Raw genomic sequence first — 18,259 nt, forward strand, 5'->3', positions numbered from 1 at the left:
AACAGACGTACCAGGCCTGGCCAGAGGGTGTGACGGTAGATGGAGAACGAGGACAAGCTCCGCGATTACCTCAAGCAGATAACCGCCAAGCTGCGCCGGACCCGCCAAGTTCTCAAGGATGAGAAAGAGCGGAGCCGGGAGCCGATCGCGATTGTGGGAATGGGGTGTCGTTACCCGGGCGGTGTGGACAGCCCCGAGCGGCTGTGGCGCCTGCTGGCCGCGGGCGGCGACGCGATTTCCGGGTTCCCGCAGGACCGCGGCTGGGACATGGCGGAGCTGTTCGACCCGGACCCCGACAACCCGGGGACGTCGTACGTCCAGGAAGGCGGATTCCTGCACGCGGCGGCGGATTTCGACCCCCGGTTCTTCGGGATCAGTCCGCGTGAGGCGCTGGCGATGGACCCGCAGCAGCGGCTGCTCCTGGAAGTTTCCTGGGAAGCGGTCGAACGGGCCGGTATCGCCCCGGAGACGCTGCGGGGCTCGCCGACCGGAGTGTTCGCCGGCGCGGCGTCGTCCGGATATCTGCAGAGCACCGCCGGAATGCTGGGCTCGGAACCGCACCTGATCACCGGCAACGTCTCCAGCGTGATATCCGGCCGGGTGTCCTACACGCTGGGCCTGGAAGGCCCGGCCGTCACCCTGGACACGGCCTGCTCGTCCTCGCTGGTGGCCCTGCACCTGGCCTGCCAGTCGCTACGGGCCGGCGAGTGCTCCCTGGCCCTGGCCGGCGGCGTGATGGTGATGGCCGACCCGGGGGAGTTCATCGGGTTCTCGCGGCAGCGCGTCCTGGCCGCGGACGGCCGGTGCAAGGCGTTCTCGGCCGACGCCGACGGCATGGGCATCGCCGAAGGCGTGGGCGTACTGGTCGTCGAGCGGCTCTCCGACGCGCGGCGCAACGGGCACCAGGTGCTGGCCGTCATCCGCGGCAGCGCCGTCAACCAGGACGGCGCCAGCAACGGCCTGACGGCCCCCAACGGCCCCTCGCAACAGCGCGTCATCCAGGCGGCCCTGGCCAACGCCCTGCTGACGACGGACGACGTGGACGCCGTGGAGGCGCACGGCACCGGCACCGAACTGGGCGACCCGATCGAGGCGCAGGCGCTGCTCGCCACCTACGGGCAGGAACGGCCGGAGGACCGGCCGGTGTGGCTGGGCTCGGTGAAGTCCAACATCGGCCATCCGCAGCAGGCCGCGGGCGTGGCCGGTGTGATGAAGATGGTGCTGGCCCTCCAGAACGGCGAACTGCCCGCCACGCTGCACGCACAGGACGCGTCGCCGCACGTGGACTGGTCGGCGGGCCGGGTACGGCTGCTGACCGAGGCGGTGCCGTGGCCGACGGGCGGGCGACCGCGGCGCGCCGGCGTCTCCGCGTTCGGCATCAGCGGCACCAACGCCCACATCGTCCTCGAAGAGGCCCCCGCCCATGACGTGCAGGCGGCCGATGGGGCAGCGGCAGCCGGCGACAGCGGGGCGGCCGACGCCGGAAAGGCGGAAGGCGAAAGCGTAACCACGACCCCCGCCGGAAAGGCGGAAGACGAAAGCGTAACCACGACCCCCGCCCCTCAGGTGCTCTCGGACGCCGACGCGCAGGCCGTATCGGCATGGCTGCTCTCCGGACGCAGCGCGGAGAGCCTGGCAGCACAGGCGGGACGGCTGCGGGAATCCGTACTGGCGCATCCGGAGTCGGCGCCCGAGGACATCGCCTGGTCGCTGGCCACGACCCGCTCGACGTTCGAGCACCGGGCCGTGGTGCTCGGCACCGGGCGCACGGAACTCACGGCCGGCCTCGCCGCCGTGGCGACCGGCACCCCGGCCCCGGGCGTGGTGTCCGGCGCGCTACCGGCCGGCGGTTCCGGCCGGGGGCGGGTGGCGTTCGTCTTCCCGGGGCAGGGGAGTCAGTGGCTGGGGATGGGGCGCGAACTGCGCGCCTGCTCACCGGTGTTCGCCGCCCGCCTGGCCGAGTGCGGCCAGGCGCTGTCCCCGTACGTGGACTGGTCGCTGGACGATGTGCTGTCCGGAGCCGAGGGCGCACCCGCACTGGAAACAGCCGACGTGGTGCAGCCCGCGCTGTGGGCGGTCATGGTGTCCCTGGCGGCGGTGTGGCAGGCGGCGGGTGTACGGCCGGATGCGGTCGTGGGGCACAGCCAGGGTGAGATCGCGGCGGCCTGCGTCGCCGGAATTCTCTCCCTGGATGATGCGGCGCGGGTCGTGGCTCTCCGTTCCCGCGCGCTGACGGCTCTCGCCGGTCGTGGCGGCATGCTGTCGGTAGCAGAACCGGCCGACCGTGTACGGACCCGAATGACCGCATGGGGCGACCGCGTATCCGTGGCAGCCGTGAACGGCCCGTCCGCCACGGTCGTCTCCGGCACCCCGGAGGCTCTGGAGGAACTGGCCGCGGCCTGCGAGTCGGACGGCGTCCGCGCCCGCATGATCCCGGTGGACTACGCCTCCCACAGCCCCCAGGTCGAGGCCCTCCACGAGGAGATCCTGTCCGTACTGGAGGGTATCGAGCCCATCCGTACCCACATCCCGATGATCTCCGCGATGAGCGGCGAGATGCTCGCCGGCCCGGAGCTGGACCCGTCCTACTGGTACGCCAGCCTCCGCGCGCCCGTCGAGTTCGACCGCGCCGTCCGTACGCTCGCCGAGACCGGCCACCGTACGTTCATCGAGGTGTCCCCGCACCCGGTGCTGACCGCCGCGATCACCGACACCGTCGAGGACGCCGCACGGACAGCGGGCGGCGAAGCGGCCGGTACGGCCGTACCGGCCGTGATCGGCACCCTGCGCCGGGACGACGGCGGCGCGGACCGCCTGCTGTCCTCCCTCGCCGAGGGGCACGTCCACGGCGCCCCCGTGGACTGGACGGCCATCCTGACGCCCGGCCGCCATCACATCGACCTCCCCACGTACGCCTTCCAGCACCAGCGCTACTGGCCGCAGGCATCGCAGGCCGCCAACGCTCCCGCGCGGGACACGGATGGCACGGGCACGGACGCCGCCGGCTCAGCGGCCGAGGCCCGCTTCTGGGCCGCCGTGGAGGACGGCAACCTGCGGGAGATCACCGACACACTGGCCGTCGATGAACAGCAGCCGCTGAGCGAGCTGCTGCCCGCTCTGGCGTCGTGGCGGCGTCGGGAGCGTGACGATTCGGCGGTGGCGGACTGGCGTTACGGGATTTCGTGGACGCCGGTGGGCGAGCCGTCGTCGGCGGTGCTGTCGGGGACGTGGCTGGTGGTTGCTCCGTCGGGTCAGTTGGATACCGGGCCGGTACGGGCGGCCTTGGCCGACCGTGGTGCCCGGGTGGTCGCCGTGGAGACGGTCGCAGACGAGGTGGACCGGGTGGCGCTGGCGGAGCGGATCACCGGTGTCGTGCCTGAGGGGGCCGAGCTGTCCGGTGTCGTGTCGCTGCTGGGCCTGGACGAGGCGCCGTTGGCGGACGTACCGGTGGTGCACCGGGGTGTGGCCGGGACGCTGGGCCTGGTGCAGGCGCTGGGCGATGCGGGGCTCGGTGCCCCGTTGTGGGTGCTGACCCGGGGTGCGGTGGCAACTGGACCGTCGGAGGCGCTGTCGGGTCCTGTGCAGGCGCAGGTCTGGGGTCTGGGCCGTACGGCGGCTCTGGAGCATCCGGACCGCTGGGGTGGTCTGATCGATCTGCCGTCGGCCTGGGACGATCGCACCGCGAGCCGTCTCTGTGGTCTCCTCGCCGACAGCAACGGCGAGGATCAGCTCGCACTGCGCCCCGCCGGCGTCATGGCACGCCGACTGGTGCAAGCCCCCGTGTCACCGAAGAGCCGGACGCCGTGGGTGCCGCGTGGTTCGGTCTTGGTGACGGGTGGCACGGGCGGCATCGGTGGTCATACGGCGCGGTGGCTGGCGGGGCGTGGCGCTCCGCGGCTCGTACTGACCAGCCGTTCCGGCCCGGCCGCTGCTGGTGTGGCGGCGCTGGCCGCCGAGCTTGCGGGCAGCGGTAGTCAGGTCGAGGTCGTGGCGTGTGACATGGCACAGCGTTCGGAGGTGGCGGGCCTGCTGGACCGTATAGCTGCGGACGGGAGCGGCCCGGAGCTGTGCGGTGTGGTGCACAGTGCGGGTCTGGGTGAGGCCACCGCGCTGGAGTCCTTCTCCCTCGCGGACCTGGAGCGGGTCTCGGCGGTCAAGACGGCGGGTGCGGTCTGGCTGGACGAGCTGACCGCAGACCTCGACCTGGACGCGTTCGTTCTCTTCTCGTCGATCGCCGCGACCTGGGGCAGCAGCGCGCAGCCCGGCTACGCGGCGGCGAACGCGTTCCTGGACGCGTTGGCGGAGTGCCGGCGAGCGCGCGGTCTTCCCGCGACATCCGTGGCCTGGGGGCTGTGGGGCGGCGGCGGTATGGGCGGCGGTTCCACGGGAGAGCAGCTGCGGCGTCTCGGCCTTCGGGTGATGGAACCGGCTCTGGGCATCCGGGGGTTGGCGCAGGCGGTGGACGGGGGCGATACGGCGGTCACGGTCGTGGACGTGGACTGGGAGCGTTTCGTCCCGACGTTCACTCTGCGCCGCCCGAGCCCGCTGATCGCCTCCCTGCCCGAGGTGCGGCAGCTGCTGGCCGCCGAGGCGGCACCGGACCAGACGCCGGTGGCACGGGGTGAGCTGGGGCAGCGTCTGGCGGGAATGCCGCGTACCGAGCAGGACCGGCTTCTGACCGATCTGGTACGCGCCGAGGCCGCCGCCGTACTGGGCTACTCCACCACCGACGCCGTCGAGCCGGGCCGGGCCTTCAAGGAACTCGGCTTCGACTCGGTGACCGCGGTCGAGCTGCGCAACCGCCTCAACACCGCCACCGGTCTGCAACTGCCCGCCACGGTGGTGTTCGACTACCCGGCGGCCGCCGCACTGGCCGACTACCTGCGCGGCGAGCTGCTGGGCATCCGTACCGACACCACGGACGCCGCGCCGGCCGTGCCTGCGGCGGCATTCGACGAGCCCATCGCGATCGTGGGCATGGGCTGCCGCCTCCCCGGCGGGGTCAGCACCCCGGAGCAGCTGTGGGACCTGGTGGCGGCGGGCACGGACGCGCTCTCCGAGTTCCCGCAGGACCGGGGCTGGGAAGCGGCGGGTGACACGGGCTCGTACGCGCGTGTCGGCGGTTTCGTCCACGACGCCGGGGACTTCGACGCGGGCTTCTTCGGGATCAGTCCGCGCGAGGCGCTGGCGATGGACCCGCAGCAGCGGATGCTCCTGGAGGTCTCCTGGGAAGCCGTGGAGCGGGCGGGAATTCCCCCGGCCTCGCTGCGCGGCACCCGGACCGGAGTCTTCGTCGGAGCGAACTTTTCGGGTTACGGGACGGGGCTGACCGGCGGGAACACCGGCTCGGAGGGCTACCTCCTGACGGGCGGCGTGACCGCGGTGATCTCCGGCCGGGTGTCGTACACGATGGGCCTGGAAGGCCCCGCGGTGACCATGGACACCGCGTGCTCGTCCTCGATGGTGGCGCTGCACCAGGCGTGCCAGTCGCTGCGGACGGGCGAGTGCACCATGGCGCTGGCCGGCGGTGTGGCCGTCATGGTCACGCCGGGCGCGTACGCGGAGTTCTCCGAGCAGCAGGGCATGGCCGCCAACGGCCGCTGCAAACCGTTCTCGGCGGACGCGGACGGCATCGGCTGGGCCGAGGGCGCGGGCGTCGTCGTACTGGAGCGCCTGTCCGAAGCCCGCCGCAACGGACACCAGGTGCTGGCCGTCATCCCCGGCAGCGCGATGAACCAGGATGGCGCGTCGAACGGCCTGACGGCGCCGAACGGTCCGTCCCAGCAGCGCGTCATCCGCGCCGCGCTGGCGAGCGCGCAGCTGTCGACATCGGACGTCGACGTGGTCGAAGCGCACGGCACCGGCACCAAGCTGGGCGACCCGATCGAAGCCCAGGCGCTGCTCGCCACGTACGGACAGGACCGGCCGGAGGAACAGCCGCTGTGGCTGGGCTCCCTCAAGTCGAACATCGGTCACGCCCAGGCGGCTTCCGGAATCGCCGGCGTGATCAAGATGGTGCAGGCGCTCCGCCACGGTGAACTGCCGAGGACGCTGTACGCGGACGAGCCGTCGCCGCACGTGGACTGGTCGGCGGGCGAGGTACGGCTGCTGACGGAGGCGCGGCCGTGGCACACGGACGGGCGACCGCGCCGGGCGGGGGTGTCGGCGTTCGGTGTCAGTGGCACGAATGTGCATGTCATCGTTGAGGAGGCGCCTGCTCCGGAGGCCGCGGACGACGAAGCAGCTGCCGGTACGGAGGTTTCGCCGGACGCCGGTGAGCTGCCGGTGCTGGCCGCGGGTGCTGGTGTGTCGGCGTGGCTGGTGTCCGGGCGCAGCACGGACGGTTTGGCGGGGCAGGCGGGGCGGCTGCGCGAGTTCGCGCTGTCCCGGGCTGACCTGGAGTCGGCGGATGTGGCCTGGTCGTTGGCGACCACCCGTGCCACATTCGAACACCGCGCCGTCGTGACCGGCGCGGACCGCGAAGGGCTGGCGGCCGGGCTGGCCGCGGTGGCCACCCGCCAACCCGCTGCGGGTGTGGTGACGGGTACGGCTGCGGCTGGTGGTGTCGGCCGTACGGTGTTCGTCTTCCCGGGTCAGGGGAGTCAGTGGCTGGGGATGGGGCGCGAACTGCGCACGGTCTCGCCGGTGTTCGCTGCCCGCTTGGCCGAGTGCGGTGAGGCGCTGTCTCCGTACGTGGACTGGTCGCTGGACGATGTGCTGTCCGGAGCCGAGGGTGCGCCCGCGCTGGAGACCGCGGATGTGGTGCAGCCTGCGCTGTGGGCGGTGATGGTGTCCCTGGCCGCCGTATGGCAGGCGGCCGGAGTCACGCCGGACGCGGTCGTAGGGCACAGCCAGGGTGAGATCGCGGCGGCCTGCGTCGCCGGAATCCTCTCCCTGGATGATGCGGCCCGAGTCGTGGCTCTACGTTCCCGCGCGCTGACGGCTCTCGCCGGTCGTGGCGGCATGCTGTCGGTCGCCGAACCGGCCGACCGCGTACGCGACCGGATCACCCCCTGGGGTGACCGCGTATCCGTAGCAGCCGTGAACGGTCCGTCCGCCACGGTCGTCTCCGGCACCCCGGAGGTCCTGGAGGAACTGGCCGCGGCCTGCGAGGCGGACGGCATCCGCGCCCGCATGATCCCCGTGGACTACGCCTCCCACAGCCCCCAGGTGGACGCCCTCGAACAGGAAATCCTGGACGTTCTGGACGGCATCAAACCCACCCAGGCCCACATCCCGATGATCTCCGCGATGAGCGGCGAGATGCTCGCCGGCCCGGAGCTGGACCCGTCGTACTGGTACGCCAGCCTCCGCGCCCCCGTCGAGTTCGACCGCGCCATCCGCACCCTCACCGAGTCCGGCCACCGCGCCTTCATCGAAACCTCTCCCCACCCGGTCCTAACCGCCGCCATAACCGACACCATCGAGGACGCCGAAGAGACCGCCTCCCTGATCACTGGCACCCTGCGCCGTGACGACGGCGGCCCCGCCCGCCTCCTGGCGTCCCTCGCCGAGGCCCACGTCCACGGCGCCCCCATCAACTGGACCACCCTCCTCGAAGAACCCGCCCATCACTCCCGGCACATCGACCTCCCCACCTACGCCTTCCAACGCCAACGCTTCTGGGCGTCCCCGGTGCCGGAGTCGGCGGAACGCGATGTCAGCGCGGCCGGAGCCGAGGGAACCGGTACCGAGGCCGAGACGCAGTTCTGGGCCGCGGTCGAAGAGGGCAACCTGCGGGAGCTCGCGGACACGCTGGCCGTGGACGACGAGCGGCTGGGCGAGCTGCTGCCCGCCCTGGCGTCGTGGCGACGTCGCGACCGCGATGATTCGGCGGTCGCGGACTGGCGGTACCGCGTCTCCTGGGTGCCGATGGCGGAGCCCGCGTCGACGGTGCTGTCCGGTGCCTGGCTGCTGGTCGTACCGGCCGGGCACGCCGACGGCGAACTGGCACGGGCCTGCGCGCGGGCGCTGACCGACCGTGGCGCTCAGGTCGTCGTCGCCGGAGTCGATCCGGCTGATGCCGACCGTCTGGACCGGGCGGCGCTGGCCGACCGGCTCACCCGGACCCTGGCCGAGGCCGAGGTCTTCCGGGTGGCCGGTGTGGTGTCGCTGCTGGCACTGGACGAGACGCCGGTCGAGGACGTCCCGGTGGTGAACCGGAGCGTGGCCGGCACGCTTTCGCTCGTGCAGGCGCTGGGCGACGCGGCGATCGACGCCCCGCTGTGGGCGGTGACACGGGGCGCGGTGGCGGCCGGCGCGACCGAGGTGCTGACCAGCCCCGTACAGGGCCAGATCTGGGGCCTGGGCCGGGTCGTCGGCCTGGAACACCCCGAGCGCTGGGGCGGCCTGATCGACCTGCCGCCGGCCTGGGACGACCGCACCGCCGCCCGCTTCTGCGCGGCGCTGGCCGACGGCGGGGAGGACCAGGTCGTCGTACGTCCGGCAGGCCTGATGGCGCGGCGCCTGGTACGTGCCCCGCGGGCCACCAGCGCCCGCCGGCCGTGGGTGCCGCGTGGGACGGTGCTGGTCACGGGTGGTACGGGGCAGGTTGGGCCGTATCTGGTGCGGTGGCTGGCGGAGCGTGGGGCCGAGCGGGTGGTGATGACGAGCCGTTCGGGTCCGTCGGCGGCGTCCGTGGCGACGTTGGCGGCGTTGGCCGAGGCGGGGGCCGAGGTCTGCATGGTGGCGTGTGACGTGGCGCAGCGCTCCGAAGTGGAGAGCTTGCTGAGCCGTATCGCCGCCGACGGCCCGCCGCTGCGCGCCGTCCTGCACGCCGCCAACGCGGTGGAGCTGACGCCCGTGGACGGCACCGGCATGAAGGACCTGACGGTTGCCCTGGGCGCGAAGGCGGCCGGTGCGGTGTGGCTGGACGAGCTGACGGCCGATCTCGATCTGGACGCGTTCGTGCTGTTCTCGTCGATCGCGGCGACGTGGGGGAGCGGTGAGCACGCCGCGTACGCGGCGGGCAACGCGTTCCTGGACGCGGTGGCCGAGCACCGGCGCGGGCGCGGCCTGGTGGCGACCTCGGTGGCCTGGGGCATCTGGGACACCCGCGACTGGGACGCGGTGAACGCCGTGGTGCCCGACCTTCCGGGGACCATCACCCCGGCGCGGCTGCTGCGCCAGGGCATGAGCTTCCTGAACCCGGAGCGGGCGCTGAACGCGCTGGAGCAGGCCCTGACCGACGACGAAACGTTCCTGGCCGTCGCGGACGTGGACTGGGCCATGTTCGCCCCGGTGTTCAACGCCATGCGGTCCTGGCCGCTGCTGGACGGGCTCGCCGAGGTCCGGCAGCAGCAGACGGCACCCGCGGCACCGGCGGAATCCGACGAAGCGGGCGAACTGGCGCAGCGTATGGCCGGGATGTCACCGGCGGAACGGGAGCGGGCGGTCACCGACCTCGTCAGGACCCACGCGTCCGCGGTGCTGGGATACGCGTCCCCGGGGGACGTACCCGCGACCCGGGCCTTCCGCGAGGTGGGCTTCGACTCGCTGACCGCGGTCGAGCTGCGCAACCGGCTCAACACCGCCACCGGGCTGCGACTGCCGCCCACCATGATTTTCGACTATCCGTCCCCGGCGGCACTGGCCGCATTCCTGTGGGCGGAAATCTCCGGCCGGCAGACGGACCGGCTGCCCGTCATGGACGAACTGGAAAGGCTGGACAGTGTTCTGTCGTCGGAAACCCTCGACGACGACGTACGGATCAAGATTGCGAACCGTCTCGAAGCCCTCACCCGGGATCTTCGCGCAAAGACGACGACGTCGGACGACACGGCACTCGACCGCGAGCTGGAGGCGAAAACCGCCGCGGAGATGTTCGACCTCGTCGACGAGGAACTCAACGATCCCGACTTCGACTGACAACGGACGCGCGGTGGACGTGAGCGGCCTCGCGGTGGCCGTGAGCGGACCGGCGGTGGACGTGCAACAGACGTATAAGGCCTGGCCAGAGGGTGTGAGACGGTAAATGGAGAACGAGGACAAGCTGCTCGGTTACCTGAAGCAGGTGACCGCGAAACTGCGCCGGACCCGCCAACTCCTCCGCGAGGAGAAGGAACGCGACCGGGAGCCGATCGCGATCGTGGGAATGGGCTGCCGGTATCCGGGCGGCGTGGACAGCCCGGACCGGCTGTGGGAACTGCTGGCCGCGGGCGGTGACGCGGTTTCCGGATTTCCCACGGACCGCGGCTGGGACATGACGGGCCTCTTCGACCCGGACCCCGACAATCCCGGAACGTCGTATGTGCAGGAAGGCGGATTCCTCCAGGGCGCGGCGGATTTCGATCCGCGCTTCTTCGGCATCAGCCCGCGTGAGGCGCTGGCGATGGACCCGCAGCAGCGCCTGCTCCTGGAGATCTCGTGGGAGGCGATCGAGCGGGCCGGCATCGACCCGGAGTCCCTGCGCGGCTCCTTGACCGGGGTTTTCGCCGGGGCGACGTACTCGGGGTACGGGGCCGGGCTGGCCGAGGGGGACGGCGGAGCGGAGGGGTATCTGCTCACCGGCAACGCGGGCAGCGTGATCTCGGGCCGGGTGTCGTACACGCTGGGCCTGGAGGGCCCGGCCGTCACGGTGGACACGGCCTGCTCGTCCTCGCTGGTGGCCCTGCACCAGGCGTGCCAGGCGCTGCGGGCCGGCGAGTGCTCCCTGGCGCTGGCCGGCGGCGTGATGGTGATGTCCTCCCCGGCCGAGTTCGTGGGCTTCTCCCGGCAGCGGGTGCTCGCCTCGAACGGGCGGTGCAAGGCCTTCTCGGCCGACGCCGACGGCATGGGCATCGCCGAGGGCGCCGGTGTGGTCCTCGTGGAACGTCTCTCCGACGCGCGGCGCAACGGGCACCAGGTGCTGGCCGTCATCCGCGGCAGCGCCGTCAACCAGGACGGCGCCAGCAACGGCCTGACGGCGCCGAACGGGCCGTCCCAGCAACGGGTGATCCGCACCGCGCTGGCCGGCGCGCACCTGGCCGCGGCCGACGTCGACGTGATCGAGGCGCACGGCACCGGCACCGAACTGGGCGACCCGATCGAGGCGCAGGCGCTGCTGGCCACCTACGGACAGGAGCGGCCGGCCGACCGGCCGGTGTGGCTGGGCTCGGTGAAGTCCAACATCGGCCATCCGCAGCAGGCCGCGGGCGTGGCCGGTGTGATGAAGATGGTGCTGGCCCTCCAGCACGGCGAGCTGCCCCGGACGCTGCACGCCGAAGAACCGTCACCGCACGTGGACTGGACGGCGGGCCACGCACGGCTGCTGACCGAGGCGGTGCCATGGCCGGCCGGTGACCGTCCGCGGCGGGCCGGGGTCTCCGCTTTCGGCATCAGCGGCACCAACGCCCACGTCATCCTCGAAGAGGCCCCCGCGGGCACCGACCCCGAACCGTCGGACGACGGGGCGGAGGACGAGGACGACAACGCGCCGGAGATCTCCGGCGACAGGCCCGGGGCGCGCCCGGTACCGGTGCTGTCGGGCGCCGGTACGTCGGCGTGGCTGGTGTCGGGCCGCTCGGCGGATGGGCTGGCGGCGCAGGCAGGGCGGCTGCGGGAGTTCGCCCTGTCCCGCCCCGAGCTGGAACCGGTCGATGTGGGCTGGTCGCTGGCGACGACGCGGTCCGCGTTCGAGCACCGGGCCGTGGTGACGGGCGCGGACCGGGAGAGCCTGGCGGCCGGGCTGGCCGCCGTCGCGACCGGCCAGCCCGCCACCGGCACGATCTCGGGCGTCAGCAGCCCCGATGGTGCGGGCCGTACGGTGTTCGTCTTCCCGGGTCAGGGGAGTCAGTGGCTGGGCATGGGGCGCGAACTGCGCGCTTCCTCGCCGGTATTCGCGGCGCGTCTGGCCGAGTGCGGTGAAGCGCTGTCCCCGTACGTGGACTGGTCGTTGGACGACGTCCTGTCCGGGGCGCCGGGTGCGCCCGCGCTGGAGACGGCGGATGTGGTGCAGCCCGCGCTGTGGGCGGTGATGGTCTCGCTGGCCGCCGTATGGCAGGCGGCGGGCGTGCAGCCGGACGCCGTGGTCGGCCACTCGCAAGGCGAGATCGCCGCCGCCTGCGTAGCCGGAATCCTCACCCTGGAGGACGCGGCCCGGGTCGTGGCCCTGCGCAGCCGGTCCTTGCGGGCGCTGGCGGGGCGGGGCGGCATGCTGTCGGTGGCCGAGCCCGCCGACCGCGTACGGGTCCGGCTGGCCGCGTGGGGCGACCGCGTATCCATCGCGGCCGTCAACGGCCCGTCCGCCACCGTCGTCTCCGGCACTCCCGAGGCCTTGGAGGAGCTGGCCGCGTCCTGCGAGCCGGACGGCGTCCGTGCCCGCATGATCCCCGTGGATTACGCCTCCCACAGTGCCCAGGTGGACGCCCTGGAACAGGAGATCCTCGACACCCTGACGGGCATCGGGCCCACGCATGCCCAGATCCCGATGATCTCCGCGATGAGCGGGGAGATGCTCGCCGGTCCGGAGCTGGACCCGTCGTACTGGTACGCCAGTCTCCGCGCCCCGGTCGAGTTCGACCGCGCCATCCGGGCCCTCGCCCGGACCGGACACCACACCTTCATCGAGGTCTCCCCGCACCCGGTGCTCGCCGCAGCGATCACCGACACGACCGAGGACGCCGACGTACCCGCCCCGGTGATCACCGGCACGCTGCGCCGCGACGACGGCGGCGCGGACCGCCTCCTGTCCTCCCTTGCCGAGGCTTACGTGCGCGGCGTCGGCGTGGACTGGACGGCAGTCCTGGAACCCGGCGAACGGCACGTCGAGTTGCCCACGTACGCCTTCCAGCGCGGGCGCTACTGGCCCCAGGCGCCGGAGGCGCTCCTGCCGTCCGACACGACGCCGGGCGCCCCGGGCAACGCGGCCGAGGAGCAGTTCTGGGCCGCCGTGGAGGGCGGCGACCTGCGGGAACTCGCCGACACACTGGCGGTCGACGACGAACGGCTGCGCGACGTGCTGCCCGCTCTGGCGTCGTGGCGACGCCGTCAGCAGGACGACTCCGCGGTGGCGGACTGGCGTTACGGGGTCTCGTGGACGCCGGTGGGCGAGCCGGTGTCGGCGGTGCTGTCGGGGACGTGGCTGGTGGTGGCGCCGTCGGGGCAGGCGGAGACCGGGCCGGTACGGGCGGCCCTGGCCGATCGTGGTGCCCGGGTGGTCGTCGTGGAGACGGTCGCTGACGAGGTGGACCGGGCGGCGCTGGCCGAGCGGATCACCGGTGCTCTGCCCGAGGGGGCCGAGCTGTCCGGTGTCGTGTCGCTGCTGGCGCTGGACGAGGCGCCGTTGGCGGACGTACCGGTGGTGCACCGGGGTGTGGCCGGGACGCTGGGCCTGGTGCAGGCGCTGGGCGATGCGGGGCTCGGTGCCCCGTTGTGGGTGCTGACCCGGGGTGCGGTGGCGACCGGCCTGTCCGAGGCGCTGTCCGGTCCTGTGCAGGCGCAGGTCTGGGGTCTGGGCCGTACGGCGGCTCTGGAGCATCCGGACCGCTGGGGTGGTCTGATCGACCTCCCGTCGGCCTGGGACGATCGCACCGCGACCCGTCTCTGTGGCCTCCTCGCCGACAGCAACGGCGAGGATCAGCTCGCACTGCGCCCCGCCGGAGTCATGGCACGTCGGCTCATACGTGCCATTCCCCGTGGGGCCCGCGATGGAGAGTGGACGCCGCGTGGTTCGGTCTTGGTGACGGGTGGCACGGGCGGCATCGGTGGTCATACGGCGCGGTGGCTGGCGGGGCGTGGCGCTCCGCGGCTGGTGCTGACCAGCCGTTCCGGGCCGATGGCGGCGGGTGTGGCCGGGCTGGCCGCGGAGTTGGCCGCCACGGGCAGCCGGGTCGAGGTCGTGGCGTGTGACATGGCACGCCGTCCGGAGGTGGCCGGGCTGCTGGACCGGATAGCCGCGGACGGCAACGGCCCGGAGCTGTGCGGCGTGGTGCACAGCGCGGGGCTCGGGGAAGCGACGGCGCTGGCGGACACGGCAGTCCACGATCTTGAGCGGATCTCGGCGGTCAAGACGGCGGGCGCGGTCTGGCTGGACGAGCTGACCGCCGACCTCGACCTGGACGCGTTCGTTCTCTTCTCCTCGATCGCCGCCACCTGGGGCAGCAGCTTCCAGCCGGGCTACGCGGCGGCGAACGCCTTCCTGGACGCGCTGGCGGAGTGCCGACGGGCCCGGGGCCAGGTGGCGACATCCGTGGCCTGGGGGCTGTGGGGCGGCGGCGGTATGGGCGCCGGTTCTACGGGAGAGCAGCTGCGGCGCCTTGGCCTTCGGGTGATGGAACCGGCCCTGGGGATACGCGGGTTGGCGCAGGCGGTGGACGGGGGCGATACGGCGGTCACGGTCGTGGACGTGGACTGGGAGCGTTTCGTCCCGACGTTCACTCTGCGCCGCCCGAGCCCGCTGATCGCCTCCCTGCCCGAGGTGCGGCAGCTGCTGGCCGCCGAGGCGGCACCGGGCGAGACTCCGGTGGCACGCGGCGATCTGGGGCAGCGTCTGGCGGGAATGCCGCGCTCCGAGCAGGACCGGTTCCTGACCGATCTGGTACGGGCCGAGGCCGCCGCCGTACTGGGCTACCCCACCACCGACGCCATCGAGTCCGATGTCAGCTTCCTGGAGCTGGGCCTCGACTCCCTGACCGCGGTCGAGCTGCGCAACCGGCTCAACAGTGCGACCGGGCTGCGGCTGGCGGGACCGGTCGCGTTCGACTACCCGACCCCTGCGGTCCTGGCGGAACTTGTCGGCTCGGAACTGTCCTCGGCAGGGCTGCTGAACGGCGGCAACGCCGCGCGACAGACCACCGACGGCGGCGCCTACGACCGCCGCCGGTACGTCTTCGCGAAGCCCCAGGACACGGCCCAGGACCCGTCCCTGGCCCCGTCCCAGGACCCGTCCCTGGACCCGTCCCCGGGCCTCTCGACGCCGCCCGACTCCCTCGGAGCCCTGCTGGTACGGGCCGCGCAGGGCGGTGCGGCGGACGAGGTGATGCGCCAGGTGAAGGACCTCGCCGCACTCCGAACAGCGTTTACAACGGCCGGTGAACTCGCGAGGATGCCTCAGCCGGTACCGGTCTCCCGGGGGGCCGAAACGCCTGGCCTGATCTGCTTCCCTTCCTTCGCCGGGAGTTCGGATGCCCAGGAATTCGCCCGTTTCGCCGCCCACTTCCGCGGGAGCCGGGAAGTGTCGGTCATTCCCACCCCGGGGTTCGTTGCCGGGGAACCGCTGGCCGCCACCGTAGAAGCGCTGATCGAGGTGCACGCCGAGAACGTCCGCGATTCCGGAGCCGCTGAACCGTACGTTTTCGTGGGGCGCTCTTCGGGCGGCATGGTCGCACACGAGGTCGCGGCCCGCCTGGCCGGTATCGGCAAGGCGCCCGCCGGCGTGGTGCTGATCGATACGTACTCGCCCAAGGCGGAGGAAATGCCCGACGAAATCATGTCCATGCTCCCCGGCGTGGCCCTCGGCGACACCGAACAGCAGGGCAACGGCACCGAGGACGCGTGGCTCACGGCCATGGCGCACTATTACTCCCTGGACTGGCGTGTACTGACCGATACGGCGATACCGACGCTGCTCGTCCGGGCGGCGAAAACCATCGGCGCGGCACCGGATGACGCCGAACACCCGCGGGCCACCTGGGAATTCTCCAGCCGCGTCACGGTCGTCGACGTGCCGGGCGACCATTTCTCCATGATGGGCGAGCACTCCGACACGACAGCGCGCATCGTCGACGACTGGCTCGATGAACTGACCTGATCGCCGAACAACCCAGCAAAGGAAATGAAGCGTGGTGTGCGATGAGCACTGACCGTACGGACCACCGGCTCGCCATAGTGGGAGCCGGTGTCATGGGAACCAATATCGCGGCACTGGCGGTCGGACACGGCGTTCCGGTCGTCCTGGTCGACATCGCCGACGACGTGCTCGCCGCGGCACGCAAGACCATCTCGCGGAAGCTGCGGCACGCCCAGCTCATGGGCTCGCTGCCCACGGACCGGCCGCAGGGCGAGCTGGTGACCAGCCGGTCGCTGCGCGATGTCGCGGACGCGACCACCGTCATCGAGGCGGTGCCGGAACTGAGCGCCACCAAGGCCGAGGTCCTCACCGAGGTCTCGCGGACCGTGCGGCCCGGCACGGTCCTGATTTCCAACACCTCGTGCATTCCGGTCGACGAGATGGCCGCATGGGTGGCCCGGCCCGACGAGCTCGTCGGTGTTCACTTCATGAATCCCGCCTATCTCATTACGATGGTGGAAATCATCCGGGGTTCCGGCACGAGCGATCCGACCATGGAGGCGGTCACCGTTCTGCTGACGGCGCTCGGCCGAAAAGGCCTCGTCGTGCGGGACGCCCCCGGGTTCGTCATCAACCGGCTGCTGCACCCGCTGATCAACAGCGCGGCCATGCTCGTGGCGGACGGCGTCGCTTCCGTCGAGGTCGTGGACGGCCTGCTGGAAGGCTGCCTCGGCCATTCCACGGGCCCACTGCGCACCGCGGATCTGATCGGGATCGACAACCTGGTCGACTCGCTCAACGTCCTCTACGAGCGCACCGGCGACGAACGCTGCCGGCCCTGTGACCTGATGCTGGAAAAGGTGAAAGAAGGCAGCCTGGGCCGGAAGTCCGGCCGGGGTTTCTACGACTACGACAGGGGGGTCTGATGACCGCCGAGCAGAACACCACGACGGCACCGCTCACCGCGGCAGCTGTCGAGAGCGCGCTGCTGTCCTTTCTTGCCGAGCGGCTCAAGACCACGGTGACGGCAGACCAGGACATATTCAGCGAAGGCCTCGTCTCCTCGATGTTCGCCATGCAGCTGGTGGTGCATCTGGAGGAGGAGTACGACATCGCCATTGTGGGACCGGCGCTGAAGCTCGACAATTTCCGTACCGTCGGCGCGATGACCGAAATGGTGATGGAACTTCACGGCGCCCCGGACGCAGTCGATGGTGCCTGAGCGACTGTCCGGCGAACGTGCCCTGTCGGACGAGCCCGCCCCGCCCGGCGGACACGCTCTGTCCGACGGCCCCGCCCTGTCCGGCGAACGCGCCCTGACCGACGAGCACGCCCGGATCGGCGAACTCGTCGGCGACCGGCCCGCGGCCTGGGACGTGGCGGGGGAACTGCCCGTGGACCTGCTGCGCACCCTCGGAGCCGGGGGAGTGCTGTGCGCCGAGGTGCCCACGGCGTACGGGGGCCGCGGCGCCGACAGCCGAACGAACGGCGAACTCACCGCGTACGTGGGCAGCTTGTGCAGCTCCCTGCGCAGCATCATGACGTCGCAGGGCATCGCCGCTTCGGCCATCCAGCGCTTCGGCGACCGCGCGCAGCGCAAGCACTACCTCACGGAGCTGACGAGCGGGCGACTGGCGGCCGTCGGATTCAGCGAGCCGGGCGCCGGCAGCGACCTGGCGGCCATGCGGACCCGTCTTCGGCCCGACGGCGACGGGTTCGTCCTCGACGGGCAGAAGATGTGGGTGACCGGCGCGCGGTACGCCGATCTGCTGGTGGTCCTGGCCCTGCACGGCGAGGACGCGGCCGCCGTCGTGGTCCCGGCGGACACCCCGGGCGTACACATCGAGCCGGTCGCCGACCCGCTCGGGTGCCGCGCCGCCGGGCACTCGCAGATCCGTTTCGACCAGGTACGGCTCCCCGCGTCCCGGGTGCTCGGCGGCGGCGGGCAGTCCCTGTCGCTCCTGTTCACCACGGCGCTCTCGTACGGGCGGATCTCGGTCGCCTGGGGATGCGTCGGCATCCTGCGCGCCTGCCTGAGCGCCGCCACCACGCACGCCAGGCGCCGTGAGCAGTCCGGCAAACCGCTCGCCGAGCACCAGCTCGTCGCCGGGCACCTCGCCGACCTCTTGGTCGCCGAGCGCACCTCGGCCCATGCCTGCGAGGCGGCCAGCCGCAGCTGGGACTCCGCGTCCCCGGACATGGTCGTCGCGGCCGTACTGGCGAAACACGCCAGCGCCGGCCACGCGGCCCGCGGCGCCGCGACGGCGGTGCAGGTCCTCGCCTCGGCGGGCAGCCAGGACGGCCATGTGGTCGCCCGGGCGTACCGGGACGCGAAGCTGATGGAGATCATCGAAGGCAGCAACGAGATCTGCCGGCTGATCCTCTCGCAGCACGCCCTCGACTCTCTCTGATCCCTCTGTTCCTCTCCTCGAAGTGACGTGTCGGTGCCGTGGGGGGGCCCCCCCCCCCCCGGGGCCCGGCCGGGGGGGGTAAAAAAAAACCAACACCCCCCACACAACAAAAACAAGTATTAGGGGGTGGTGGGGTGGATGG

4 protein-coding genes and 1 pseudogene are annotated in these 18,259 nt (G+C 72.1%); all 5 read left to right on the top strand.

Annotation, left to right across the window (positions count from 1 at the left end):
• The first annotated feature begins 39 nt into the window (after nt 1–39).
• A complete protein-coding gene (locus tag ACFV57_RS38460) occupies nt 40–9,867 on the top strand; it encodes a type I polyketide synthase (RefSeq protein WP_385242509.1) in 9,828 nt (3,275 codons plus the stop codon).
• A gap of 199 nt (nt 9,868–10,066) precedes the next feature.
• Nucleotides 10,067–15,727, top strand: a pseudogene (locus ACFV57_RS38465) (type I polyketide synthase); the annotation flags it as partial.
• Nucleotides 15,728–15,768: 41 nt separating this feature from the next.
• Nucleotides 15,769–16,632 (top strand): 3-hydroxyacyl-CoA dehydrogenase family protein, encoded by an 864-nt coding sequence (locus tag ACFV57_RS38470; protein ID WP_385242512.1) that lies wholly within the window; start codon nt 15,769–15,771, stop codon nt 16,630–16,632.
• Nucleotides 16,632–16,928, top strand: coding sequence for an acyl carrier protein (locus ACFV57_RS38475; RefSeq protein WP_385242515.1), 297 nt, complete (start codon nt 16,632–16,634; stop codon nt 16,926–16,928). The genes ACFV57_RS38470 and ACFV57_RS38475 overlap by 1 nt, the downstream gene beginning before the upstream one ends.
• A 58-nt stretch (nt 16,929–16,986) precedes the next feature.
• Entirely contained in the window at nt 16,987–18,117 is a 1,131-nt protein-coding gene (locus ACFV57_RS38480; protein ID WP_385242528.1) for an acyl-CoA dehydrogenase family protein, read from the top strand.
• Nucleotides 18,118–18,259: the final 142 nt, after the last annotated feature.

It is taken from the genome of Streptomyces sp. NPDC059788, assembly GCF_042732265.1.
Taxonomy (GTDB): domain Bacteria; phylum Actinomycetota; class Actinomycetes; order Streptomycetales; family Streptomycetaceae; genus Streptomyces.